This is a genomic window from Streptomyces sp. G-G2 (genome assembly GCF_030063135.1).
Classification (GTDB): Bacteria; Actinomycetota; Actinomycetes; order Streptomycetales; family Streptomycetaceae; genus Streptomyces.
In genome coordinates, this window is record NZ_JASISO010000004.1 from 199,089 (window position 1) to 223,423 (window position 24,335).

Consider the following 24,335-nt stretch of genomic DNA (forward strand, 5'->3'; position numbering starts at 1 on the left):
CGGTTGCACGTCACGGGCCGGGAGATCACCCTTGAGGGGTGGGCCTCCCGGCCCGTTCGCGTGCGTCCCCTTTTCGGAGGTGCGTTCGGTGAGTACGGATCTGAACAGTCCCTTCCGCACCAAGTCGGTGGAGCAGTCCATCCGCGACACGGAGGAACCCGAGCACGGACTGCGCAAGTCGCTCTCCGCCTGGGACCTGACCGTGTTCGGCGTCGGCGTGATCATCGGAACCGGCATCTTCGTCCTCACCGGCAAGGTCGCCAAGGAGAGCGCAGGTCCCGCCACCGCCCTCGCCTTCGTCGTCGCCGGAGTCGTCTGCGCGCTGGCCGCCCTCTGCTACGCCGAGTTCGCCTGCGCCGTTCCGGTCGCCGGATCGGCGTACACCTTCTCCTACGCCTCCCTGGGGGAGCTGCCCGCCTGGATCATCGGCTGGGACCTCGTGCTGGAGTTCGCGCTCGGCACCGCGGTCGTCGCGGTCGGCTGGTCGGGGTACGTCCGCTCGCTGCTGGACAACGCGGGGTGGCACCTGCCCGCGGCCCTCCAGGGGCCCGACGTGTCGGGCGGGCACTTCGACCTGCTCGCGTTCCTGCTGGTCCTGGTGCTGACCGCGATCCTGGTCCTCGGGATGAAGCTGTCCGCGCGGATCACGGCCGTGGTGGTCGCCATCAAGGTCACCGTGGTGCTGATCGTGATCATCGCGGGCCTGTTCTTCATCAAGTCCGCGAACTACCACCCCTTCATCCCCAAGGCCGAACCCCAGGCTTCCGGCTCGGGGCTGAATGCGCCGCTGATCCAGCTGATGTTCGGCTACCAGCCGACGAACTTCGGGGTGATGGGCATCTTCACGGCGGCCTCCGTCGTCTTCTTCGCCTTCATCGGCTTCGACGTGGTGGCCACCGCCGCCGAGGAGACCAAGCGTCCGCAGCGCGACATGCCCCGCGGCATCCTGGGCTCCCTGGTCATCTGCACGGTGCTCTACGTCGCGGTGTCCCTGGTGGTCACGGGCATGCAGAACTACCGTGAGCTGTCCGTCAGCGCCCCGCTCGCCGATGCCTTCAAGGCCGCCGGGCACCCGGTCTACGCGGGCATCATCAGCTTCGGCGCCGCGGTGGGCCTGACCACGGTGTGCATGATCCTGCTGCTCGGCCAGACCCGGGTGTTCTTCGCGATGAGCCGTGACGGGCTGCTGCCGCGTGGCTTCTCCAAGACCCACCCGAAGTACGGCACCCCCTACCGGCCGACCTTGCTGCTGGGCGGGATCATCGCGGTGGTCGCCGGCTTCACCAGCATCAACGAACTGGCCACCCTGGTGAACATCGGCACCCTCTTCGCCTTCGTCGTGGTGGCCCTCGGCGTGATCCTGCTCCGCCGCTCCCGCCCCGACCTGCACCGGTCCTTCCGCACCCCGCTGGTGCCGCTGGTGCCGATCCTGTCGATCCTCGCGTCGCTGTGGCTGATGCTGAACCTGCCGGCCGAGACCTGGCTGCGGTTCGGGATCTGGATGGTCGTCGGCTTCGGCGTGTACTTCCTGTACGGGCGCGGCCACAGCCGGCTCGGCCGGGGCGAGCTCGGCTGAGCGCCGGTACGCGCACGGCCCCCCGCCGCCGGTGGCTCAGCCGCCGGTGGCGGGGGACTTCTTCGCGGAGGCCGGGATCGTCTGGTCGTTGCGCAGGGCCTCCCAGAGCTGGGTGGCCTGGGGCTCGGCGACGACCACGCGGTTCCGGTCGACCTTGTCGTAGGCGACCGGCAGCATGATGGTCTCCATGGTGTTCGGGTCGACGCCCTTCATGCTCTGCGCGAAGTCGGCGAGCGCGGTCAGCGATCCGAGGTCCGAGTCGGTGGTCAGCGACTTGGTCCCGGCGTCCGCGAGCTTGTAGAGCCGGGCCGGGTTGCCGAGCGCGTCCTGCTTCTTGATCTCGGAGAGCATCGCCATCAAGAACTGCTGCTGGAGGCCTATCCGTCCGAGGTCGCTGCCGTCGCCGTAGCCGTAGCGGGTACGGACGAACTTCAGCGAGTCGGTGCCGTTCAACCGGTGCGTACCGGCGTCGAGCTTGAGCCCGCCCTTGGCTCCCGACATCGGCTTGTCCAGGGTGACGGTGACCCCGCCGAGGGCGTCGACCAGCCCCTTGAACCCGGCGAAGTCCACCTCAACGAAGTGGTCCACGCGGATCCCGGACATCTGCTCCACGGTCTTGACGACGCAGGCCGGACCGGCAGCGGAGTAGACGGAATTGAACATGACCCGCTTCGCGGGGTCCAGCGTCCTGCCGTCGTGGTCCTTGCATTCGGGCCGGTTGATCAGGGTGTCGCGGGGGATGCTCACCGCGGTGGCCCTGGCCCGGCCCTCGGGTATGTGCACGAGCATGGCGGTGTCGGAGCGGGCCCCGCTGACGTCGCCGTGGTCGAGCTCCCCGTTGGCCCCGGCGCGCGAATCGGACCCGAGCACGAGGACGTTCTGGGCGCCGGGCACCACCTTCGCGGGCCGGTTGTCCCCGATGGCCTTGTCGAGGTCGACGCTGTCGAGGTTCCCGTTGAGATGGCTGTAGGCCCACCAGCCGGCGCCGCCCGCGGCGAGGACCAGGACCGCGACCAGCACCAGCACGATCCGCAGGACCCGCCGCCCGCGCGGGCGGACGGGCCGGGCATCCGTCCCGTCAAGACCGTTCGGTCCGTCCGGTGATGGGGCCGACGTGCTGTCTGGTGACGCGGCGTTGGTCTTCATCTGCCCCAGTTCTCCGCTCGATTGTTCGATCGCGCACTATAGACCACCAGTGCCGCGGGCCGATGACGGCCAGTCGTTCATTATTCATTCAAATATTCGAGTGGCGTAAAGTGTGTGCAAGGATCACGGGCGCGAAGGAACGGGCGGGAGCGACGGGTGGGGGCGGGCGCCACTGTGAGGAACGAGCGATCGTCGAAGCGCGAGCGGCCGTCGCGGCGCCGACGCCGCGGGACCGCGGCCCCCGGGCCCGCCCCGCGGAACCCTTCCCACACGCTCCACGTGGTGGCCCACCCGGCCGACGCCCTCGCTGTGACCGGACCGGCCCTCTTCCGCGCGCTGGCTGACCCGGACCGGCCCGTGACGGTCGTCTGCCTGGCCCCCTCGTCCCCGCAGGCCCGCGACCACCTCCTCGACGTGCTCGGCCGCGGCGGCCCGTGGGAGCGGAGCACCGAACCGCTCGTTCCCTCCGCCGTGTTGCGCCTCTTCCGGCTCCGCACCAGGGCCGCCACCCTCGTCTGCTTCGTCGAACCGGAGCCCGGAGCGGCGCCGGCTCCCGGTGGCCCCCCGCTGTTCGACGAGCTCGCCGCCGCGCTGCTGCGCCGTTTCGTACCCACCGTGGTGTGCACCCTGGACCCCGACCCCGAACACATCGCGTGGAGCGCGGAGGCGGGCCCGGTGTACGCCGATCACCCTGACCACGCGGCGGTGGCCCAGGCCGTCCTGGAAGCGGTGCGCCCGGTCGGCCGCGATGCCGGGGCGGCCCCGGCCCGGGCCGCCGTCGCCGTCGAGTGCTTCCGGGCGGCCGACTCGTGCGGCCGGGCCGCCCCCACGGCCGTCGTCCGCTACCCCGGGCCCCGGATCGGGCTGAGCCGGGGTGCGGACGGGCGGCTGACCGCGTACGCAGCCCTCGGCGGAGCCGTGACGCGCTGGACCGAGCGCGCCCCCGGCGGCCCCGAATGGGTGCGCGAGGACCTCGACACCCCGCCGCTGCTGCCGGTGCTGTCCCTGGCCCGCGACCCGCGGGGCTGGGTTCACCTCTTCTCCCTGCGGCGCACCCCGTCCGGCCCGGACGGCGCCGGGGTCGAGGTGATGCACGCCGTGCAGTACCAGACCGGGCGCCCGGTCGGCGGCTGGCGTTCGCTGGGCAACCCCAACGGCGCGGCCACCGGCAAGGGCCGCGAGGCCGGGGTGCCGTGCGCGGTGGTCGACGCCGAGGGCTGTGTCCACGTGTACGTCCGCAACTTCGGGCGCGGGGTGAGCGCCCGCTCGCAGCGCGAGGACGGCTCCTGGACGCCCTGGCGCGACCTCCAGGGGTCCGAGGTCCAGGACGGGCTGGCCGCCGTGCTCGACCCCGGGGGGCGGCCCGAGCTGTTCGCCCCGTCCCGGGACGGGGTGCTGCACTGGCGGCAGCCGCCCGCGGGCGGGGAACTGCGCCGCGGCGGGCCGCCGTTGACGCTGCTGGTGGCCCCGGGCACCGGGCTGGCCGCGCTGGCCACCGGGCCCGGCCGGGTCACCGTCTACGGCTGCGACGAGCGGGACGGGGCGACGTACGCCTACCGGACCGACGGTACGGCGACCGCGCTGGGCGGCCCCGGCGCCGGTGTCGCCTCGGCGGCCGGAGCGAGCGCGCTGCGGGCGGACATCGACTCCTACGACTGCACCGTGCTGCTGCGCAGGACCCCCGAGGACGCCGTCGCCGTCGCGGCGTACCCGACCGAACTGGAACAGGCAGGACTGTGGTGGGAGCCGCTGGGCGCTCCCGGGCTGCGGGAACCGGCGGCCGCGGCCGACGGGTCGGGACGCCTCACGGTCGTCTCCCTCGGCGTCGACGGGCGGTTGTCGGTGGCGCGCCAGGAACCGGCCGTCGCGGGGCTGGCCTTCGGCGGGTGGGTGATCGTATAGCCCGCTCACCCTTCCTCGGGGTCCGGGCATATCGACAAATTGATTTACAATTTTCGTATCTTGCGGCAATGGGACCGGGAACTCGGCAACGTGAGAGACCGGTTACAAAGGCGCGGAGAGGTTCAGCATGCCTGGTAGTGCGATACAGGCCGGGGCGGGAGACAAGAGCCCGGTCGGTGCGACCGGCGTCCCCACCCTGACGGTGGGCGACGCGGGTGACCAGGCGTACGTCGATCCCCGCGCGACCCCGCTGGCCGCCCGCGAGGCCAACCGCGCCGCCGTCGCCTGGCTCCTCGACACCCTCGGCGTGCCGCACTTCGCCGTGCGCGGCAGGTCCGACCACGGTACCGTCATCGCCGTGGAGGAGTCCGACCGGGCCCGCGTGCTCGAAGGCCTGCGGCGCTCCCTGGCCGACTCCGCCGGGCACGTGACCGCGCTGGCCGCGGAACCCCTGCGCGCCCAGCGGCCCGTACCCGGGCACGACGCGGCGGTGTGGCACCGTGCCCGCACGGCCGCCGCCGTCCAGGTCAGCCGGTACCGCACCGATCCCGGCGGGCACCTGGTCCTCGGGCACGAGTACGGCTGCGCCGTGGAGTTCTGGACCCGCCAGGGCGACCGGCTGATCGCCCCGCGAGCCAACCGCGTCACCTGGTCCGTCGCCGCCGACGGTCCCGCGCTGCTCGGCGCCGGACGGCTGTTCAGCCGTTTCGTCCCCGTCCACACCACCCTCGGCACGGCGCCGGCCCTCCCGACCCGGTCCGAGTTCCTGGTCCCGCTCGTCGAGGACATCGACTTCCCCGTGGACGCCGTCTACACCTGGGTGGACGGCAACGACCCCGCCTGGGCGGCCCGCAAGGCCGCCGCGCGGGGCGAGGTCTATCACGCCGAATCGGCCAGCGACGCCCGTTTCCTCAGCCGCGACGAACTGCGCTACTCGCTGCGCTCGCTGCACCTGTTCGCCCCCTGGATCCGCAACGTCCACGTGGTCACCGACGACCAGGTGCCCGCCTGGATGCGGCAGGACCTGGCGGGCTTCCGGGTCGTCAGCCACCGCGAGATCTTCCGTGACCCGGCCGACCTGCCCACCTTCAACTCGCATGCGATCGAGAGCAGGCTGCACCACATCCCCGGCCTCTCCGAGCAGTTCCTGTACTTCAACGACGACATGTTCCTCGGCCGCCCGCTGACTCCCCACGCCTTCTTCAGTCCCGTGGGCACGGCCCGCTACTTCCCCTCCCAGAACCGCATCCCGCAGGGCCCGGTGACCGACGCCGACACCCCTGTCGACGCTGCCTGCAAGAACAACCGGGCGCTGCTGCTGGAACGCTTCGGCCGGGTCATCACCCAGCCGATGGAGCACATCCCCTACGCCCTGCGCCGCAGCGCGATGGCGGAGGCGGAGGCGGACTTCCCGCGGGAGTGGGCCCGTACCTCCGCCAGCCGGTTCCGCGCGATGACCGACCTCTCGCCCACCTCGTCGCTGGCGCTCTACTACGCGGCGCTCACCGGCCGGGCGCAGCCCGGGTCCATGGCCTTCACCTATCTCCAGCTGGCCGTACCGGACCTCGGGCGGCGCCTGGACCGCCTGCTGGACGGGCGCGACCAGGACTCCTTCTGCCTCAACGACGCCTTCTCCACTCCGGAGGACATGGCCGCGCAGCAGGAACTGCTCAGCGGATTCCTGAACGCCTACTTCCCGATCCCCAGCCCCTGCGAACTCTGAGAAGGAGCGTGCGAGATGCCAGATTCCGGATCGACCAGTTCCGCCTCTCAGGTCTACCAGAAGCTGGTGCCCCGGCCCGTGCGGACCGTGGCCATGAACACCGTGCCCGTCCCGGTGCGCCGGGGGCTCAAGAAGCGCCTGGACCAGTCGCTGGCCCAGCGCGAATCGAGGCTGCACCAGCGCGCCCTCAAGCGGCTGCGGACCACCGATTTCAGCAATCTGCCCGAGGGCCGGGCCGAGGCACCGGACGGCCGGGTCGGCCACGTCCACACCGGCCTCACGGCGGACCTCGCCCGGCGCACCGACCTCGCGCTGATCACCACCGTGCTCGACCGGGCGAAGATCCCCTGGTTCACCGTGCCCGCGCTCGACGACCGCCGGATGTGCCTGGCCGTCGCCCGCGAGCACAAGCCCGCCGTACGCCGCGTGCTGCGCGCCCTGTTGGAGCGGCAGACGGGGTACGTGGTCTCCGTCGCCCCCGGCAAGGACGACACCGCCCGCATTCCCGGCAGTTACGTCAAGGCCTGGAAGCACTTCGGCGCGGCCCGGGTGATCCGGATCACCTGGCTGCGCACCGATCCCACCGGCTTCCTCTGGCTGGGCGAGAACCAGGGGGTGGAGATCGAGTTCTGGACCACGGACACCGGTCCGGCCGCTCCCCGGATGGTCGGCCCCCGCCCCAACCGGGTGCAGCGGGTCGTCCCGGCCGGCGATCCGCACACGGTCGAGATCAGCCACGACCGGCTCACGGGGTACGCGGACCCCGACGCGGGAGCCGCGCCGACCCGCACCCGCGAAGGGTTCGACATTCGCCGGGTCGAAGAGGTCACCTTCCCCGTCGACGCCGTCGTGCTCTGGGCCCACGACGAGCCGTGGGCCGAGGAACTCCTGCGTGCCACCCTGCGGTCCCTGCACCAGTACGCCCCCTGGGCGGACCGGGTGCACGTACTGGCGCTCGCGCCCGTGCCGCTGTGGGTGCACGCCGACGACCGGCTGCGGATCGTGCCCGCCGGGCCGCGCGCCGAACAGAACCTCCACGCGGTGCCCGAACTCGCCGACAGGTTCCTGTACTTCCGGCCCGGCGCGCTGCTCGGGCGCCCCGTCCGGCCGTTCGACTACTTCACCGCGCTCGGCGGGACCCGGCCCCGGCGGGGACCGTGGTCGGCCCGCGAGGCCGCCGCGCCCTGGACCGGCTGGGCGTTCTCCTTCACCCAGCGCGCCGTGACCCACGGATACGCCCCGGGCCCCCAGCCGTACGCCCGCGAGATCCTCGAGGCGGTGGCCGCCGGATTCGGCGACCACCAGCCGCACAACGGGGGCCAGTACGCGCCGGAGCTGGAGGGCACCCACCCGCTGGACGGGGTCGTCCACCACGCCGCGCACTTCTCCGGCCACGCCGAGCCGTCCGGCGAGGCGACCATCGCCGTCCACGCGGCGGTACCGGGGGTCACCCGCTGGCTCGACCGGCTCCTCGTACGCCGCGACGCGCAGCAGATGCAGCTGTGCGGGCTGGGCTCGTCCGATGCGCTGGCCCACGGCGGTACCCGCGCCGTACTGGACTTCCTGCGCCGGTACTTCCCCGTGCCCAGTCCCTTCGAGCGGGCCCTGCCGGAGCCCGGATCAGCGTCGGGCCCGGAGTCCGCCGCCCTGTCCGGTACCGGTTGCGACCCCGAGTTCGAACCCGACACGGGGACCGGCTTCGTGCCCCCCGCGTGGACCCGGCGCGGGGAGGTGGGCAGTCCTTCATGACGGCGGCCAATCCCGAAGCGTCCCCGGCGGTCGCCCTCTACCGGGCCGTACTGCCCACCCGGCTGCGCCGCGGCCTGGCCCGGCGCGTCCCGATCGGGCTGCGCGCGGTGGTCAAGCGGCTGCTGCGCGGGTCCAGGTTCGGCGTCGGCCCGGCCCGCTCGCTGCGCGCCCGGCGGGCCCGCGGTCGCTGGCCGCACCTGTTCGCGGAGGGCGACCGGCTGGCGGTGCTGGTGGGCGCGGGCACCCGGATCGCGCTCGTCCGGCCGACGGCCTCGCCGCTCGGGCTGCGCGAGGCCAATCTCGAACTCGTCGTCACCGCCCTCGAACGGGCGGGCATCGACTACTTCGCCGTGCGCGGGGCCAGCGAGCTGCGGGCCTGTTTCGCCGTCCGGGAGGAGGACCGCTCCAAGGTGGCCGCGGCCCTGCTGGAGTGCCTGCGCCAGGCCCCCGTGTACGTCGCCCACGGCGCCGATGACAGTGACGAGCCGCAGGCCACCGGCCGGGCGGCCCTCGGCGATTCCCGGCGCGGCCTGCGGATCGCCGGGCTGGCCCCCGTCCTGCGGGTCGGGATGCTCTGGCGGGACCCGGGCGGCTCGCTCGGCCTCGGCCTCGAATTCGGCTGCGACCTGGAGTTCTGGCACGAGGAGGAAGGGCGGCTGGTCGCACCCCGGCCCAACCGGGTCACCCACAGCGTGGCGTACGACGCGCCCCGGATCCTGGTGCCCGTCAACCGGCTCACCGGCTTCGCCTCCCGCCACACCCGGCGCACCCGTCACGTCCGTACCCTTGAGGCCTTTGCCGCGGCGCTGCCCGAGGACGTCCGCTTCCCCATCGACGTCGTCTTCACCTGGGTCGACGGAAACGACCCCGACTGGCAGCGCCGCCGCCGTGAACAGGGCGGCGACGGCTATCACGTGGAGTCCGCCAACGCCGCCCGGTACATCAACCGCGACGAACTGCGCTACTCGCTGCGCTCACTGGAACAGAACGCCCCCTGGGCCCGCCGGATCTTCCTGGTCACCGACCGCCAGCGCCCGCACTGGCTGGACGCCGCCCACCCCCGGATCACGGTGGTCGACCACCGTGAGATATTCGACGACCCCGCAGCCCTGCCCACGTTCAACTCCCATGCCATCGAGAGCCGCCTGCACCACATCGAAGGCCTCGCGGAACACTTCCTGTACTTCAACGACGACATGTTCCTGGGGCGCCCCGTGACCCCCCAGGACTTCTTCCTGTCGAACGGGATGACCCGGGTCTTCCTGTCCCCCTCCCAGGTCCCGCAGCCCGCCGTCACCCTCGGCGACCGTCCCGTCGACGCGGCGGGCAAGAACAACCGGCGGATCATCGAGGAGTTCTTCGGCACCACCCTCGTGCAGAAGATGCGCCACGCCCCCTACCCGTTGCGCCGCAGCATCCTGTTCGAGATGGAGGAGAAGTTCGCCGTGCCGCACCGGGCCACCACCTTCAGCCGGTTCCGCAGCGCGACCGACATCTCCATCCCCTCCTCGCTCTACCACTACTACGCCTACCTGACGGGGCGCGCGGTCCCCTCGGACATCGCATTCGCCTACCTCGCACTGGACCGGCCCGAGATCGAGCGCCGTATGAACATCCTCCTGGCCCGCCGCGACCGCCAGGCCTTCTGCATCAACGACACCGTCTCCGACGGCCGGGACCAGGAGCGCCAGGCCAGGATGCTCCAGGACTTCCTGAGGGCCTACTTCCCGATACCCGGCCCCTTCGAGCGGAAGGACTCCGACGGTCGATGAAGATCTCCTTCCTGATCAACAACATCTACGGCATCGGCGGCACGAACCGGACGGTGATCAACCTCGCCGAGGCCCTGTCCGCGGACCACCGGGTCGAGATCGTCTCCGTGTTCCGGCGCACCGCGGCGGCCCCCAAGTTCACCATCTCCCCGCAGGTCACCGTCCGGGCCCTGGTGGACCTGCGGCCCGGCCGGACGGGCGCGGACCGGGGCCACCCGGGACTGGCGGAACCCACCCGGGTGGTGCCCCGCCAGGAGGAGTTCTACGAGCAGTACAGCGCCCTCTCCGACCAGCGGATCATCGACGAGCTGAGCGGGACCGGCGCCGACGTGGTCGTCGGCACCCGCCCCAGCCTGAACCTCTTCGTGGCCCGCTACACCCGGGACACCGCGCTGCGGGTGGCCCAGGAGCACATGACGCACCTGGCCATCCCGGCCACGGTCCGCGCGGAGATGGCCCGGTCCTACCCGCGCCTCGACCTCGTCACCACGGTGACGGAGGCCGACGCACGCTCCTTCAGGGAGCACGTCCCGCTGCCCGCACTGCCCGTGACGGCCGTGCCCAACAGCGTGCCGCGGCCCGCGGTCGCCCCCTCCGACGGCACCCGCAAGGTGATCGTCAGCGCGGGCCGCATGCACCACGTCAAGCGCTACGACCTGCTGATCCGCGCCTTCGCCCGGCTCGCCCCCCGGTTCCCGGACTGGCGGCTGCGCGTCTACGGCGACGGGGACGAGACAGCCGCGCTGCGCACGCTCGTCAACGACCTGGACCTGTCCGGCCGTATCCTGCTGATGGGCGGCTTCTCACCCATCGAGTCCGAATGGGTCAAGGGTTCCATCGCCGCCGTCACGTCGAGCGCCGAGTCCTTCGGGATGACCCTGGTGGAAGCCATGCGCTGCGGCCTGCCCGTGGTCTCCACCGACTGCCCCGTCGGACCCCGCGAGATCCTGCGCGACGGCGAGGACGGCCTCCTCGTCGCCGACGGAGACGTCGCCGCCATCGCCGCCGGGCTCGGCCGCCTGATGGCCGACGACGCGGAGCGCGCCCGGATGGCGGCTGCCGCGCTGCGCAACTCGCAGCGCTACGACCCCGCCGTGATCGCCGCCCGTTACACCGAGCTGTTCGAGGAAGCCGCCCGCCGCCGCGCCGAGGCCCGGACCGGCTACCGCGCGCCGACGGCCGCCCGGCTGGGGCGCCCGCCGGGCGACAGCGCGCCGCCCGAGTCCCTGAAGACCGCCGTGTGCCACGTCGGCGCGCCCGACGCCGGGTGGCTGAGCCTGTCCTGCGACGGTCCCGAGGGGCCCAGGAACCGGGGCGCGTTCCTGCTGCGCCACCGTCCGTCGAGCGGGTCCCGGCTGCCCGACCTGCTCCTCGACACGGAGCGCGAGACGCTGGCCACCGGAGCCGTGCGGCACACCGCCGTCGTGGCGCCCGCCGCCCTCGACCACCTCGGCGACGGCCGGTGGCGGGTCATGCTCACCGCGGGCAAGGGGGACCCCGTCCACCTCAAGGCGGGCATCCGCGACACCCGGGGGCTCATCGACGCCCGCGCCCGCCTCCTCGAAGCCCCCGGCCCCGGCCCGGTCCTGTGGAACCTGCCCTACGCGCAGCCGAACGGCAGGCTGATGCTGCGTACCGTGCAGCGCGAGGCCCACGCGGAAGCCCGCGAGGTCCGCGTCTGCGAGGACGGGATCACCGTCTCCGGGGTGCTCTGCGGAGCGCGCACCCTGGAGTACGGGGCCCGGTTCGTGCTCATCCGGCGCGGCCGTCACCGCAGCGAGCTGTCCCTGCCGGTGGAGGTGCTCGGCGAGCGCTCGTTCCGGATGGAACTGCCCCTGGTCCAGCTGGTGGAGGACCGGCTGGACCGCTGGGAGGACTGGGACTGGTGGCTCCAGCCGCAGCCCGGGACCAGGCGCCGGGTGCGCGTCTGCCACCTCTTCGAGGACTTCCCCGACGTCCGGGGCGCCTACCCGTACCCCGAAGTCCCCCTCCCCGCAGACGACGTGTCCCGTTTCGTCGTCGTGCATCCGTCCCGGCCGGTCCGAGTCCGGCCCTACTGCTCCGTCTCCGGAGCCATGGCTATGAACGTGGTGGACCGATGAACCGAAACCGATCGATCCTGCATATCGTCGCCCACCAGGACGACGACCTGTACTTCATGAACCCCGACCTCGTCCGCTCGCTCCAGGACGGCGACCCGGTCGCCACGGTCGTCCTGACCGCGGGGGAGGGCGACGGGATCAACGCCGACACCAACGACCCCGAACGGGCCTCCCTCCCCTCGGACTACGCGGGCTACAGCACGGCCCGCGGCTGCGGGCTGCGTTCGGCGTACGCGCGGATGGCCACCGGGGACCGTGACAGCCCCTGGCAGCGCGAGGTCACCGAGCTCGTCCCCGGCTTCGCCGTCGAGCGCTTCACCCTGCTCGCGCATCCGGCCGTACGGATGTACTTCTGCCAGCTGCACATGGGCATGCCCACGTCGTCCGGCGTCCGCACCCGGATGTTCGAGCTGTGGAACGGCGCCCACCCCACCCAGGCGACCGTGCCCGTCTGGGGCTCCGGGCTGACCGAAGTGCAGCAGATATCCCGCGAGATGGTCATCGCGGGTCTCACCGCGCTCCTCGCCGAGATCCGCCCCACCACCGTCCGCACGATGGACCCCGACCCGGAACACGACGGCGGCAAGAGCGAGTTCGTCACCTCCGACCACGTCGACCACTCCACCACGGCCGAGTTCGCCATCGCGGCCCTCACCCGCCACCGGGAGAGCGTGGAGCGCCCCCCGGCCGTCGAGTACTACCGCGCCTACGCCAACCGCTTCTGGGGCCCGAACCTGGACCGGATGGAACTGGCCGAGAAGGCCGACTACCTGGCCACCTACATAGGCCTGGACGCCACGCACTGCCCGCAGGGCACCTGCCACACGTGCGGGGACCGCCAGCTCGGCCCCAACCCGTACCGCAGCACGCACATGCGCAGCACCGCCTACCGCTACTCGCCCGCCACCGACTGGCTCCGGCTGGGCCCCGGCGGTCGGCTCAACGCCTTCACGGTGCTCGCGGGCCACCTGGTGTTCTTCACCGAAACCGGTCCGGCCACCGGCCAGTGGCAGGGCCCCTTCACGCTCGGCGACGGCTGGATCGCGCCCACGACGGCGCTCGCGGGAACCCCGGGCGGACCCGCCCACGTGGTGGCGCAGCGCCGCCGTACCGCCGAGGGCGGCGCGGTGGGCATCGATCTCGTGTACACGACGCAGCACCCGGACGGCAGTGGGTTCAGCGGCTGGCAGTCGCTGGAGTCCCCGGAATGGGTCCACGCCGACGGCCGCCGCCAGCGTGAACTCGGGATCCCGATGGCCGCGGTGGACGGCGCCGGCTTGCTGTACGTCTTCGCCCGCAACTTCGACCAGGGCGTCTCCATGCGGCGCCAGACCGCCCAGGGAGGCTGGGAGCCCTGGGTGAACCTCGGCGGCAGCTTCCTCCAGGACGCGGGCACCGCGATCACCACGGAGTTCGGCACCGTCGAGCTGTACGTGCCGGGGAAGAACTCCGTGGTCCGCTGGTTCCAGAAGGAGCCGGGCGCGCCCTTCACCCGGGACGACTCCCTCGTGACCGGCCCCGTGGCCAGTGGCGGGATCACCGCCGTGAACTCCGGCGGCGGACGCACCTGCCTGTACTTCCGCGAGGCGGGCACCCAGCAGGTGATGGCCTACCGCCAGCACGACACCGGCCGTTGGCCCGGCTCGGGCGCGGGCGTCGGCGGCACCGGCGGTACGGGCGCGGTCGCCGCGCTCTGGGCCCCGCAGCGCGGTGCCCGCGAGGCGCACCTGGCGCACCGCAGCTCGCGCGGCCGCCTCACCGTCTCCCTGCCGGACCGGGAGAAGGACGTGTCGGGCGCCCGCTGGCGGGAGAGCGGCGACATGTTCGTCCAGGCCCCGTCGCTGGCCTTCGACGCGGTCGGAGCCGTGGCCGTCGCCGTCATCGGGACCGACGGGCGGCTCCACGTCCGACGTCAGCTCGCCCCGGAGACGGGCAGCCCGCTGGGGCCCGCCGTGACCGCGTGACGAGGCGTCGTCTCGCGGCGGTGGGCCTCGCCCTGACGCTTGCGGCCGCCGCCCTGGGCTGGGCCCGTACCAGCGCCGACACCCCGCTCTGGGACGGCTCCCGGGAGGCGGACCCGGACGCGGGGGAGTCGGTGGTGGTCCTGCAGTGGAACATCTGCGGGGCGGCCCACCAGTGCGTCAACCACGGCGGCACGGGCAACGGCACCTCGATAGCCCGGCTGGTGAGCGAGGCGGCGCTGCGCCAGCCGGACCTGCTCGGCGTCAACGAGATCTGCCGCGGCCAGTTCCAGGCGCTGGAGGGCCTGTTCAAGGTGCGTGGCGTGCTCCTGCACGGCGCCTACCAGGAGATGCACGGCAACGTGCCCGCCTGCGGCGGCGACACCTCCTACGGCCTGGCCGTGTTCTCCCGGCAGGAGCTGACCGGCCCGCCGGTCTACCGCGCCTTCACCGACACGGACGGCGAGACCTACCAGGCCGAGGGCCGCTCGGAGCCCGTACGGCGCGGACTGCTGTGCGTACCCACCCGGGCGCGCGGGCAGCGGATGACCTTCTGCGGGGCCCACGCCGGGACCGCCGCCGGCCAGCTGCTGGAAGCCCACGCGTGGCTCGCCGGCCCGGCGGCCTTCCCGCCCGCGATCCCCGTGATCCTGGCGGGCGATCTGAACCAGCAGCCCAACGAGGTCTCACTGGCGGGCCTGTACGCGCACACGCGCGGCGAGAAGGAGCGGCGCGACCCCGACGGGCGCTTCCTGGAAGCGGACGAGCGCAACCGGCGCTGGTTCAGGATGGGCGGTACCGGGGGAGTGCGCTGCCAGGACCCGGAACCGGCACGGTGCCGCAACGGCGCACCGACCGCGGCGGACGGCCGGAAGATCGACTACATCTTCGCCACCGAGGCCCACTTCACGGCGCCCCGGGCGGTGACGGTCCAGGCCCCGGAGTCGGACCACGTCCTGTACGAGGGCATCTTCCAGTTCAGGAAGTAACGCGGACGGCGGCCGGTACGGGGAGTGACCCCGTACCGCCCGCCGTCCGTCGTGGAGCGCTGCCGCCGTTACGCCGGCACGCTCGCCAGGCCCGGGGCCAGGAACTTCTTGCCGTTCACGCGCTCCGAGACGCCCTCGCGGTCCAGGTACGGCGTGACGCCGCCCAGGTGGAAGGGCCAGCCCGCGCCGGTGATCAGGCAGAGGTCGATGTCCTGGGCCTCGGCCACGACACCCTCCTCCAGCATCAGGCCGATCTCCTGCGCCACCGCGTCCAGGACGCGGTCGCGGACCTGCTCCTCCGTCAGGACGCTGTCGCCCTGCACCAGGAGCGCGGCGACCTCGGGGTCCAGCTCCGGCCTGCCGGAATCGTAGACGTAGAAGCCGCGCTTGCCGGCCTTGACGACGGCGGCGAGGTTCGGCGAGACGGTGAACCGGTCCGGGAAGGCGCGGTTCAGGGTCTGCGACACGTGCAGACCGATGGCCGGGCCGACCAGTTCGAGCAGCACGAGCGGGGACATCGGCAGGCCGAGCGGCTCGATGGCCTTCTCGGCGGTGACCACCGGGGTGCCCTCGTCGATGACGTTCTGGATCTCGCCCATGAAGCGGGTCAGGATGCGGTTCACGACGAACGCCGGGGCGTCCTTCGTGAGGACCGCGGTCTTCTTCAGCTTCCGCGCGACACCGAAGGCCGTGGCCAGCGAGGCGTCGTCCGTCTGCTCACCGCGGACGATCTCCAGCAGCGGGAGGATCGCGACCGGGTTGAAGAAGTGGAAGCCGACCACGCGCTCCGGGTGCTCGAGCTTGGAAGCCATCTCCGACACCGACAGCGAGGAGGTGTTGGTGGCGAGGATCGCGTGCGCCGGGGCGACCGCCTCGACCTCCGCGAACACCTTCTGCTTGACCGACATCTCCTCGAACACGGCCTCGATGATGAAGTCCGCGTCCGCGAAGCCCTCGGCCTTGTCGAGCACACCGGTCACCAGGGCGGTCAGGCGGTTGGCCTTGTCCTGGTTGATGCGGCCCTTGCCGAGCAGCTTCTGGATCTCGGCCCGGACGTAGCCCACGCCCTTGTCCACGCGCTCCTGGTCGATGTCGGTGAGCACCACCGGCACCTCCAGGCGGCGCAGGAACAGCAGCGCCAGCTGCGAGGCCATCAGGCCCGCGCCGACGACGCCGACCTTGGTGACCGGACGCGCGAGGTTCTTGTCCGGGGCACCGGCCGGGCGCTTGGCGCGCTTCTGGACCAGGTTGAAGGCGTAGATGCCGGAGCGCAGTTCGCCGCCCATGATGAGGTCGGCCAGGGCCGCGTCCTCGGCGTCGAAGCCCTTCTGCAGGTCCCCGTCCTTGGCCGCCTCGATGATCTCCAGCGCCCGGTAGGCGGCCGGGGCCGCGCCGTGCACCTTGGAGTCGGCGATGGAGCGGCCGCGGGCGACCGCCGCGTCCCAGGCCTCGCCGCGGTCGATCTCGGGGCGTACGACCTCGGTGGTGCCGTTCAGGACGTGCGCCGTCCAGATCAGCGACTGCTCCAGGAAGTCCGCACCCTCGAACAGGGCGTCGGCGATGCCCAGTTCGAAGACCTGCTTGCCCTTGAGCTGACGGTTCTGGTTCATCGAGTTCTCGATGATCACCGAGACCGCGCGGTCCGCGCCGATCAGGTTCGGCAGCAGGGCGCAGCCGCCCCAGCCGGGGACCAGACCGAGGAAGACCTCGGGCAGCGAGAAGGCCGGGATGGCCTTGGAGACGGTGCGGTAGGTGCAGTGCAGACCGACCTCGACACCGCCGCCCATCGCCGCGCCGTTGTAGTACGTGAAGGTGGGAACGGCCAGCCCGGACAGCCGCTTGAAGACGTCGTGGCCGCCCTTGCCGATGGCGAGCGCCTCGTCGTGCTTCTTGAGCAGCTCGACGCCCTTGAGGTCGGCGCCGACCGCGAAGATGAACGGCTTGCCGGTCAGGCCCGCGCCCACGATGGAGCCCGCGAGGGCCTCCTGCTCGAGCTGGTCGATCGCCGCGTTCAGGTTGGCGAGGGACTGCGGGCCGAAGGTGGTCGGCTTGGTGTGGTCCAGGCCGTTGTCCAGCGTGACGAGCGCGAAGCGCCCGGCGCCGAAGGGCAGGTCGAGGTGGCGGACGTGCGCCTGCGTGACGACCTCGTCCGGGAACAGCTCGGCCGCGCCCTTCAGGAGCTCAGTGGTGGTGGTGCTCACTTGCTGCCTCCGTCGAAATGCGGGTTCTCCCAGATGGTCGTCGCGCCCATGCCGAAGCCGACACACATGGTGGTCAGGCCGTAGCGGACGTGCGGCTGCTCCTCGAACTGGCGGGCCAGCTGGGTGAGCAGGCGGACGCCGGAGGAGGCGAGCGGGTGACCGTAGGCGATCGCGCCGCCGTACTGGTTGACGCGCGCGTCGTCGTCCGCGATGCCGTAGTGCTCCAGGAAGGCCAGCACCTGCACGGCGAAGGCCTCGTTGATCTCGAAGAGACCGATGTCGGAGATCGACAGGCCACCCTGCGCGAGGGCCTTCTCGGTGGCCGGGATCGGGCCGTAGCCCATGACCTCCGGCTCCACGCCCGCGAAGGCGTAGGAGACCAGGCGCATCTTGACCGGGAGGTTGTTCTCGCGGGCGAAGTCCTCGGAGGCGAGGATCGAGGCCGTGGCGCCGTCGTTGAGACCGGCGGCGTTGCCCGCGGTGACGCGCCCGTGGGTACGGAACGGCGTCTTGAGGTTCGCCAGGTTCTCCAGGGTGGTGCCCGGGCGCATCGGCTCGTCGGCGGTGACCAGGCCCCAGCCCGTCTCACCGACGTCCGGGTTGGTGTTGCGCACCGAGACCGGCACCAGGTCCTGCTGGATCTTGCCGTCGGCGTACGCCTTGGCGGCCTTCTCCTGCGAACGCACGGCGTACTCGTCGGCGCGGAGCTTGGTGATCGTGGGGTAGCGGTCGTGCAGGTTCTCCGCCGTCATGCCCATGAAGAGGGCCGACTCGTCGACCAGCTTCTCGCTGACGAAGCGCGGGTTCGGGTCCACGCCCTCGCCCATCGGGTGGCGGCCCATGTGCTCGACGCCACCGGCGATGACCACGTCGTACGCGCCGAAGGCGATGGAACCGGCGGCGGTCGTCACGGCCGTGAGCGCACCGGCGCACATGCGGTCGATGGAGTAGCCGGGAACCGACTGCGGGAGGCCCGCGAGGATGCCGGCCGTGCGGCCCAGCGTCAGGCCCTGGTCGCCGATCTGGGTGGTCGCGGCGATGGCGACCTCGTCGATCTTCGCGGGGTCCAGGTCCGGGTTGCGGCGCAGCAGCTCCCGGATCGCCTTGACGACGAGGTCGTCGGCCCGGGTCTCGTGGTAGATGCCCTTCGGGCCCGCCTTGCCGAACGGGGTGCGGACGCCGTCGACGAAGACGACGTCCCTGACGGTACGAGGCACGATGGCTCTCCTCCAGGGTGCGGGGTGGCACTGCTGCGCGGGAGCGCGTCCAGGTTCCTGAGCGCGCGCTCACCTGACCCATGCTACTTGCGGGTAACCAATGTGCACACCCCCTCCCCCAGGAGCGGCGAAGGTCACACCCCGCCCACCTCTTCGCGGGGCCCCGGACGCGAAGGCGCGGCGGCGCACGCCGAGGCCGCCCGGGGCCGGGCCGGGCCGTGTTCCGTTCCTCGTCCGCCAGGATCCGGCCCGCCACCGGCGGACGACGAAGAACCCCCGGTCGCCAGGACCGGGGGCTCTGTACGCGCACACGGGATCAGGCGGTGACCGCGAGGGCCTCGACCAGCGCCGGGGTGACCTGCTCGATCTGCCAGGCGCGGGCCCCGTAGGAGGCCAGGGCCTCCGTCACGGAACCGGCCGAGACCTCGAAGGGGGGCTCCCAGCACAGCCGGCGGACGCTGTCCGGGGCGATCAGGTTCTCCTGGGGCAGGTTCAAGCCCTCCGCCAGCGCGGAGACGGCGGTACGGGCCGCCGCGAGCCGGGCCGCGGCGGCCGGGTCCTTGTCGGCCCAGGAGCGCGGCGGCGGGGGGCCGGCCGGGGTGGCGCCGGGCTGCGGCAGCTCGCTCTCGGGCAGGGCCTTGGCCCGGTCCACGGCCGCCATCCACTGCTCCACCTGACGCCTGCCGGCCCGCGGCCCGTATCCGGGCAGGGCGGACAGCGCGTGGACATTGAGCGGCAGGGCCAGGGCGGCCTCGACGATCGCCGCGTCCCCCAGAACCTTGCCCGGGGATACGTCACGTCGCTGGGCGATCCGGTCGCGGGCCTCCCACAGTTCGCGGACGACCGCCATCTGCCGGCGGCGCCGCACCTTGTGCATGCCGGAGGTGCGCCGCCAGGGGTCCTTGCGCGGCGGGGCCGGCGGGGCGGCGGCGATGGAGTCGAACTCCTGATGGGCCCAGTCCAGCTTGCCCTGCCGGTCCAGTTCCTCCTCCAGCGCGTCGCGCAGGTCCACCAGGAGCTCCACGTCCAGGGCGGCGTAGCGCAGCCACGGCTCCGGGAGCGGGCGGGTGGACCAGTCGACGGCGGAGTGCCCCTTCTCCAGCGCGTAGCCGAGCACGCCCTCGACCATCGCGCCGAGCCCGACCCGGGGGAACCCGGCGAGGCGTCCGGCCAGCTCGGTGTCGAACAGGGAGGTGGGAACCATGCCTATTTCACGCAGGCACGGCAGGTCCTGGGTGGCGGCGTGCAGGATCCACTCGGTGCCGGACAGCGCCTCGCCGAGCGAGGAGAGGTCGGGGCACCCCACGGGGTCGATCAGCGCGGATCCGGCCCCTTCGCGGCGCAGCTGCACCAGGTAGGCGCGCTGGCCGTAGCGGTATCCGGAGGCCCGCTCGGCGTCGACGGCCACCGGTCCGGTGCCCGCGGCGAAGGCCGCGACCACCCGGGCGAGGGCCTCTTCGTCGGCGACCACGGGAGGGATTCCCTCACGCGGTTCGAGCAGGGGGATGGGCAGCCCATCGGACGAAACCTCGTCGTCCGGGGGGCCGCCCCCGGTGGTGGTGCGCAGGTCTGCTGCGGTCTCTTGGGCGTCGGTCACCGGTCAAGGGTATCCATGGATGCGCCGCGCCCGTCGCCGGAACGTTCCGGCGACGGGCGCGAGGTGTGAACGCGGACGTTTCCCCGGGTACCCCGGGGGTTTCCCGGGGGCCTGGGGCGGGATCAGTGGATGATCCCGGTCCGCAGGGCGACGGCGACCATCCCGGCCCGGTCGCCGGTGCCCAGCTTGCGGGCGATCCGGGCGAGGTGGGACTTGACGGTCAGGGCGGACAGGCCCATCGAGACTCCGATGGCCTTGTTGGACTGGCCCTCCGCGACGAGGCGAAGGACCTCGACCTCGCGGCCGGACAGTTCGCGGTAGCCGCCCGGGTGGCTCGGGGCACCCGGGGGGCGGCGGTGCATCCGGGCGGCGGCCGCGCCGATGGGCGCGGAGCCGGGCCGGCTGGGGAGCCCGATGTTGGTACGGGTTCCGGTGACGACGTAGCCCTTGACTCCGCCCGCGAGGGCGTTGCGTACGGCGCCGATGTCGTCGGCGGCGGACAGGGCCAGGCCGTTGGGCCAGCCCGCGGCACGGGTCTCGGAGAGCAGGGTGAGACCGGAACCGTCGGGCAGATGTACGTCGGCCACGCAGATGTCGCGCGGGCTTCCGATGCGGGGTCGGGCCTCCGCGATGGACGAAGCCTCGATGACGTCACGTACCCCGAGAGCCCACAGGTGGCGGGTCACGGTGGAGCGGACGCGCGGGTCGGCCACGACAACCATGGCCGTCGGCTTGTTCGGGCGGTAGGCGACCAGGCTTGCGGGCTGCTCGAGAAGAACGGACACCAGGCCTCCTGAAGGGAGTGGCGGGAACGCGGCGGCCGGGGAAGGAGCCGGTGCGAACCGTGCGGATGGTCACTCACTCCTTCGGCACGTCACCCGCCCGGCTTTAGGGAATGATCACGATTTGGTGAGTAACAATTCGGGCAATTCGGACGCACGATCGATCACGGGGTGATCAGAAGACCGCAACGGTTGCCCCGTTCTGACAGCGCGTTACGGCTTCGCGAGGTCGCCGGAGCCGCCGCGCGGGACCCTGCGGGGCCGCGCGGCAGGGCCGTCCGGCCCCACGGTCACGGGTGGTGCGGTCCGCGTCGCTGTGGCAGGGAGACCACTCCGGTGTCCACCGGCCCGGCGGGCGGCAGCCCCGCGATCTGGCACAGCAGATCGCACCAGGCCGACAGGTGGGCCGCCGTGTCCGGCACCCCTCCCACGCCTTCGCGGGGCGTCCACGAGGCTCTGATCTCGATCTGGGTGGCCGGACGCCGCTCGGAGAGCCCGCCGAAGTAGTGCGACCCGGCCATCGTGACCGTGCCGCTCGCCTCTCCGTACGTCAGCCCGCGCGCGTCCAGCGCCCCGGTCAGCCAGGACCAGCACACCTCGGGGAGGAGCGGGTCGGCCGCCATCTCCGGCTCGAGTTCCGCCCGTACGAGCGTCACCAGCCGGAAGGTCCCGTGCCAGGCGTCGTGCCCGGACGGGTCGTGCAGCAGGATCAGCCTGCCGTCGGCCAGGTCGTCCTCGTCGTCGACGACGGCCGCTTCCAGCGCGTAGGCGTACGGCGCCAGCCGTTGGGGCGGCTTCGTCGGGTCGATCTCGATCCCGGAGCGCAGCCGCGCCTTCTTCAAGCCCTCGACCGCCCGCCGGAACGGAAGTGGGACGGAGCTGTCCTCCGCGCTGTCCATGCCGTCAGCGCCATCTGAAAATCGTCCCTGAGCCGCAGCCATGCGGGGAAGACTAGGTGGAATGGGCGCCCATCCGGCGCAGGGACACCCTCGCCGGGCCGGGCACTTCTTCATACGTGCGAGGATTTGGGTCGTGAGCGCCAACCTGAGCCCCACGGGCACGCCGAGTCAGACGTACGATTCCGCCTTCCTCAAGGCGTGCCGACGTGAGCCGGTACCGCACACGCCCGTGTGGTTCATGCGCCAGGCGGGGCGCTCGCTCCCCGAGTACCGCAAGCTCCGCGAGGGCACGCAGATGCTGGAATCCTGCATGCGGCCCGACCTGGTCACCGAGATCACCATGCAGCCGGTGCGCCGCCACGACGTCGACGCGGCGATCTTCTTCTCCGACATCGTGGTCCCGCTCAAGGCCATCGGCATCGACCTGGACATCAAGCCGGGCATCGGCCCGGTCGTGGCCCAGCCGATCCGCCGCCGCGAGGACCTCGCGCAGCTGCGCGACCTCACCCCCGAGGACGTCTGGTACGTCACCGAGGCGATCGGCATGCTCACGGGTGAACTCGGCGCCACGCCGTTGATCGGTTTCGCCGGTGCGCCCTTCACCCTCGCGAGCTACCTCGTCGAGGGCGGCCCCTCCAAGAACCACGAGCACACCAAGGCCCTGATGTACGGGGACCCGGAGCTGTGGGCCGACCTCCTCGACCGCCTCGCCGAGATCACCTCCGCCTTCCTCAAGGTGCAGATCGAGGCGGGCGTCTCGGCGGTCCAGCTCTTCGACTCCTGGGTCGGCGCGCTCGCCCCGGCGGACTACCGCCGCTCGGTGATGCCCGCCTCGGCCAAGGTCTTCTCCGCCGTCGAGTCGTACGGCGTCCCGCGCATCCACTTCGGTGTGGGCACGGGCGAGCTGCTGGGCCTGATGGGCGAGGCCGGTGCGGACGTCATGGGCGTGGACTGGCGCATCCCGATGGACGAGGCCGTCCGCCGGGTCGGCCCCGGCAAGGCGCTCCAGGGGAACCTGGACCCGGCCGTGCTCTTCTCCACCCCCGAGGCGGTCGAGATCAAGACCCGCGAGGTCCTGGACGCGGCGTCCGGCCTGGAGGGCCACATCTTCAACCTGGGTCACGGCGTCCTCCCGACGACCGACCCCGAGGCCCTGACCCGCCTGGTGGACTACGTCCACACCCAGACGCGGCGCTAGTGCCGCGGCGGAGTCGGCGCAGCCGAGCCGCCCCGTCGGCGCTCGAGGCGCGGGGTCCGGGGCGGAGCCCCGGGGGTCAGACTCCCGCCGCCCGGACCGCGGAGACGGCCTTGCGGGCCGCCACCAGCACCGGATCCCACACGGGAGAGAACGGCGGGGCGTACCCCAGGTCCAGTGAGACGACCTGCTCCACCGTCATCCCGGCGGTCAGCGCCACCGCCGCGACGTCCACCCGCTTCGCGGCCCCCGCCCCGCCCACGATCTGGACCCCCAGCAGCCGCCCGGTCCGCTGCTCGGCCAGCATCTTGACCGTCATCTCCGCGGCCCCCGGGTAGTACCCGGCCGTGTTCGTCGAGCGGATCGTCGAGGTCACGAACCGCAAGCCGGCCTCCCGCGCGTCCCGCTCCCGCAGCCCGGTCCGCGCGATCTCCAGGTCGCACACCTTGCTGATCGCCGTCCCCACCACCCCGGGGAAGGTCGCGTAGCCGCCGCCCACGCCCGAGCCGATGACCTGGCCGTGCTTGTTGGCGTGCGTGCCCAGCGGAATGTGCCGGGTGCGGCCCGCGACCAGGTCCAGCACCTCCACGCAGTCCCCGCCGGACCAGATGTTCTCGTGCCCCCGGACCCGCATCGACAGGTCCGTCAGCAGCCCGCCCGACTCCCCGAGCGGCAGCCCGGCCGCCCGGGCCAGCGCGGTGCGCGGCTCGACGCCGATGCCGAGGACCACCACGTCCGCCGGGTATTCGTCCCCCGCCGCCGTGGCCACCGCCCGGGCCCGGCCCTCGTCATCGGTGAGGATCTTCGTCACCTCGGCCCCCGACACCGTGGTGATCCCCATCGCGTTCATCGCCCGGTGCACCAGGCCGCCCATGTCCGGGTCCAGGGTGGCCATCGGCTGCGCGCCCCGGTGCAGGACGGTCACCTCGTACCCCCGCAGGACCAGGGCCTCCGCCATCTCCACGCCGATGTACCCCGCGCCGACGACCACCGCCCGGCGCACGTCCGTACGCTCCAGGGTGTCCATGAGGCGCTGTCCGTCGTCCAGGGACTGGACCCCGTGGACCCCCTGCGCGCCGATCCCGGGGAGCGGGGGGCGTACCGGGCGGGCGCCGGTCGCCAGCACCAGGCGGTCGTATCCCGTCCAGGATCGCGATCCGGTGTCCAGATCGCGGGCGCGCACCCGCTGCCCCGCCACGTCCAGCTCCAGCACCTCGGTCCGCGTCCGCAGGTCGATGCCGCGCGCCCGGTGCTCCTCGGGGGTCCGGGCGATCAGCTCGTCGCGCCCGGCGACCGCCCCGCCGATCCAGTACGGGATCCCGCACGCGGAGTACGACGTGAAGCGCGACCGCTCGAAGGCGACGATCTCCAGCTCCGCCGGGCCCTTGAGCCTGCGGGCCTGCGAGGCGGCGGACATGCCCGCCGCATCGCCGCCGACCACCACCAGTCGTTCCGTCGCCGCCATCGTCCGTACCGTCCCTCCGCTGTCGATCAGGTCGGGAAACACGCTACGGCCGAACGGAC

General features: G+C 72.4%; 16 protein-coding genes. 9 read left to right on the top strand and 7 right to left on the bottom strand.

Translation table 11 applies throughout. The features are described 5' to 3' along the window. The first annotated feature begins 79 nt into the window (after positions 1-79). Complete coding sequence (locus tag QMF80_RS05245; protein ID WP_502962774.1) at positions 80-1,576, top strand: amino acid permease; 1,497 nt, start codon at positions 80-82, stop codon at positions 1,574-1,576. Positions 1,577-1,612: 36 nt separating this feature from the next. On the opposite strand, the gene QMF80_RS05250 is transcribed toward QMF80_RS05245, so the two are convergent. After that, positions 1,613-2,722, bottom strand: coding sequence for an LCP family protein (locus QMF80_RS05250; protein WP_283449895.1), 1,110 nt, complete (start codon positions 2,720-2,722; stop codon positions 1,613-1,615). A gap of 282 nt (positions 2,723-3,004) precedes the next feature. On the opposite strand from QMF80_RS05250, the gene QMF80_RS05255 reads away from it, so the two are divergent. The 7 genes from QMF80_RS05255 (at position 3,005) to QMF80_RS05285 (ending at position 14,920) form a co-directional block, all read left to right on the top strand. Beyond that, a complete protein-coding gene (locus tag QMF80_RS05255; protein ID WP_283449897.1) occupies positions 3,005-4,624 on the top strand; it encodes a hypothetical protein in 1,620 nt (539 codons plus the stop codon). A 127-nt stretch (positions 4,625-4,751) separates the two neighbouring features. After that, positions 4,752-6,347 (top strand): stealth family protein, encoded by a 1,596-nt coding sequence (locus tag QMF80_RS05260; protein WP_283449899.1) that lies wholly within the window; start codon positions 4,752-4,754, stop codon positions 6,345-6,347. 15 nt (positions 6,348-6,362) lie between these two features. Then, the gene (locus tag QMF80_RS05265) at positions 6,363-8,096 is read left to right on the top strand and encodes a sugar phosphotransferase (RefSeq protein WP_283449901.1); all 1,734 of its coding nucleotides are present in this window, start codon (positions 6,363-6,365) and stop codon (positions 8,094-8,096) included. After that, positions 8,093-9,868, top strand: a complete 1,776-nt coding sequence (locus QMF80_RS05270) for a stealth family protein (protein WP_283449903.1) — start codon at positions 8,093-8,095, stop codon at positions 9,866-9,868. Before QMF80_RS05265 ends, QMF80_RS05270 begins: the two co-directional genes overlap by 4 nt. Continuing rightward, positions 9,865-11,970, top strand: coding sequence for a glycosyltransferase family 4 protein (locus QMF80_RS05275; RefSeq protein WP_283449904.1), 2,106 nt, complete (start codon positions 9,865-9,867; stop codon positions 11,968-11,970). The genes QMF80_RS05270 and QMF80_RS05275 overlap by 4 nt, the downstream gene beginning before the upstream one ends. After that, positions 11,967-13,934 carry a PIG-L family deacetylase gene (locus QMF80_RS05280; RefSeq protein ID WP_283449906.1) on the top strand — a complete coding sequence of 656 codons (1,968 nt, stop codon included), beginning with the start codon at positions 11,967-11,969 and terminating at the stop codon, positions 13,932-13,934. The genes QMF80_RS05275 and QMF80_RS05280 overlap by 4 nt, the downstream gene beginning before the upstream one ends. Then, positions 13,931-14,920, top strand: a complete 990-nt coding sequence (locus QMF80_RS05285; protein ID WP_283449908.1) for an endonuclease/exonuclease/phosphatase family protein — start codon at positions 13,931-13,933, stop codon at positions 14,918-14,920. Before QMF80_RS05280 ends, QMF80_RS05285 begins: the two co-directional genes overlap by 4 nt. Before the next feature lie 68 nt (positions 14,921-14,988). Here the strand turns inward: QMF80_RS05285 and QMF80_RS05290 are convergent, their stop codons facing one another. From QMF80_RS05290 to QMF80_RS05310, 5 genes are all read right to left on the bottom strand, one after another. Next, positions 14,989-17,121, bottom strand: coding sequence for a 3-hydroxyacyl-CoA dehydrogenase NAD-binding domain-containing protein (locus QMF80_RS05290; protein WP_283449910.1), 2,133 nt, complete (start codon positions 17,119-17,121; stop codon positions 14,989-14,991). After that, on the bottom strand, positions 17,118-18,338 hold the full coding sequence (locus QMF80_RS05295; RefSeq protein WP_283449912.1) for a thiolase family protein: 1,221 nt from the start codon (positions 18,336-18,338) through the stop codon (positions 17,118-17,120). Before QMF80_RS05295 ends, QMF80_RS05290 begins: the two co-directional genes overlap by 4 nt. A gap of 316 nt (positions 18,339-18,654) precedes the next feature. Continuing rightward, positions 18,655-19,935 (bottom strand): ribonuclease D, encoded by a 1,281-nt coding sequence (locus tag QMF80_RS05300; protein WP_283449914.1) that lies wholly within the window; start codon positions 19,933-19,935, stop codon positions 18,655-18,657. Between the two features lie 122 nt (positions 19,936-20,057). After that, a complete protein-coding gene (locus QMF80_RS05305; protein WP_283449916.1) occupies positions 20,058-20,720 on the bottom strand; it encodes a response regulator transcription factor in 663 nt (220 codons plus the stop codon). 287 nt (positions 20,721-21,007) lie between these two features. Beyond that, on the bottom strand, positions 21,008-21,658 hold the full coding sequence (locus tag QMF80_RS05310; protein ID WP_283449918.1) for a DUF3000 domain-containing protein: 651 nt from the start codon (positions 21,656-21,658) through the stop codon (positions 21,008-21,010). A gap of 91 nt (positions 21,659-21,749) precedes the next feature. On the opposite strand from QMF80_RS05310, the gene hemE reads away from it, so the two are divergent. Next, positions 21,750-22,814 (top strand): uroporphyrinogen decarboxylase, encoded by a 1,065-nt coding sequence (gene hemE / locus QMF80_RS05315; RefSeq protein WP_283449944.1) that lies wholly within the window; start codon positions 21,750-21,752, stop codon positions 22,812-22,814. 76 nt (positions 22,815-22,890) lie between these two features. On the opposite strand, the gene QMF80_RS05320 is transcribed toward hemE, so the two are convergent. Then, complete coding sequence (locus QMF80_RS05320; protein ID WP_283449946.1) at positions 22,891-24,276, bottom strand: FAD-dependent oxidoreductase; 1,386 nt, start codon at positions 24,274-24,276, stop codon at positions 22,891-22,893. Positions 24,277-24,335 lie beyond the last annotated feature (59 nt).

What these genes read in the sequence shown, in the direction of transcription:
- QMF80_RS05310 (WP_283449918.1), bottom strand. Translation starts at nt 21,658, where the DNA reads ATGGCTGCGGCTCAGGGACGATTTTCAGATGGCGCTGACGGCATGGAC.
- QMF80_RS05275 (WP_283449904.1), top strand. Translation starts at nt 9,865, where the DNA reads ATGAAGATCTCCTTCCTGATCAACAACATCTACGGCATCGGCGGCACG.
- QMF80_RS05260 (WP_283449899.1), top strand. Translation starts at nt 4,752, where the DNA reads ATGCCTGGTAGTGCGATACAGGCCGGGGCGGGAGACAAGAGCCCGGTC.
- QMF80_RS05270 (WP_283449903.1), top strand. Translation starts at nt 8,093, where the DNA reads ATGACGGCGGCCAATCCCGAAGCGTCCCCGGCGGTCGCCCTCTACCGG.
- QMF80_RS05250 (WP_283449895.1), bottom strand. Translation starts at nt 2,722, where the DNA reads ATGAAGACCAACGCCGCGTCACCAGACAGCACGTCGGCCCCATCACCG.
- QMF80_RS05265 (WP_283449901.1), top strand. Translation starts at nt 6,363, where the DNA reads ATGCCAGATTCCGGATCGACCAGTTCCGCCTCTCAGGTCTACCAGAAG.
- QMF80_RS05320 (WP_283449946.1), bottom strand. Translation starts at nt 24,276, where the DNA reads ATGGCGGCGACGGAACGACTGGTGGTGGTCGGCGGCGATGCGGCGGGC.
- QMF80_RS05280 (WP_283449906.1), top strand. Translation starts at nt 11,967, where the DNA reads ATGAACCGAAACCGATCGATCCTGCATATCGTCGCCCACCAGGACGAC.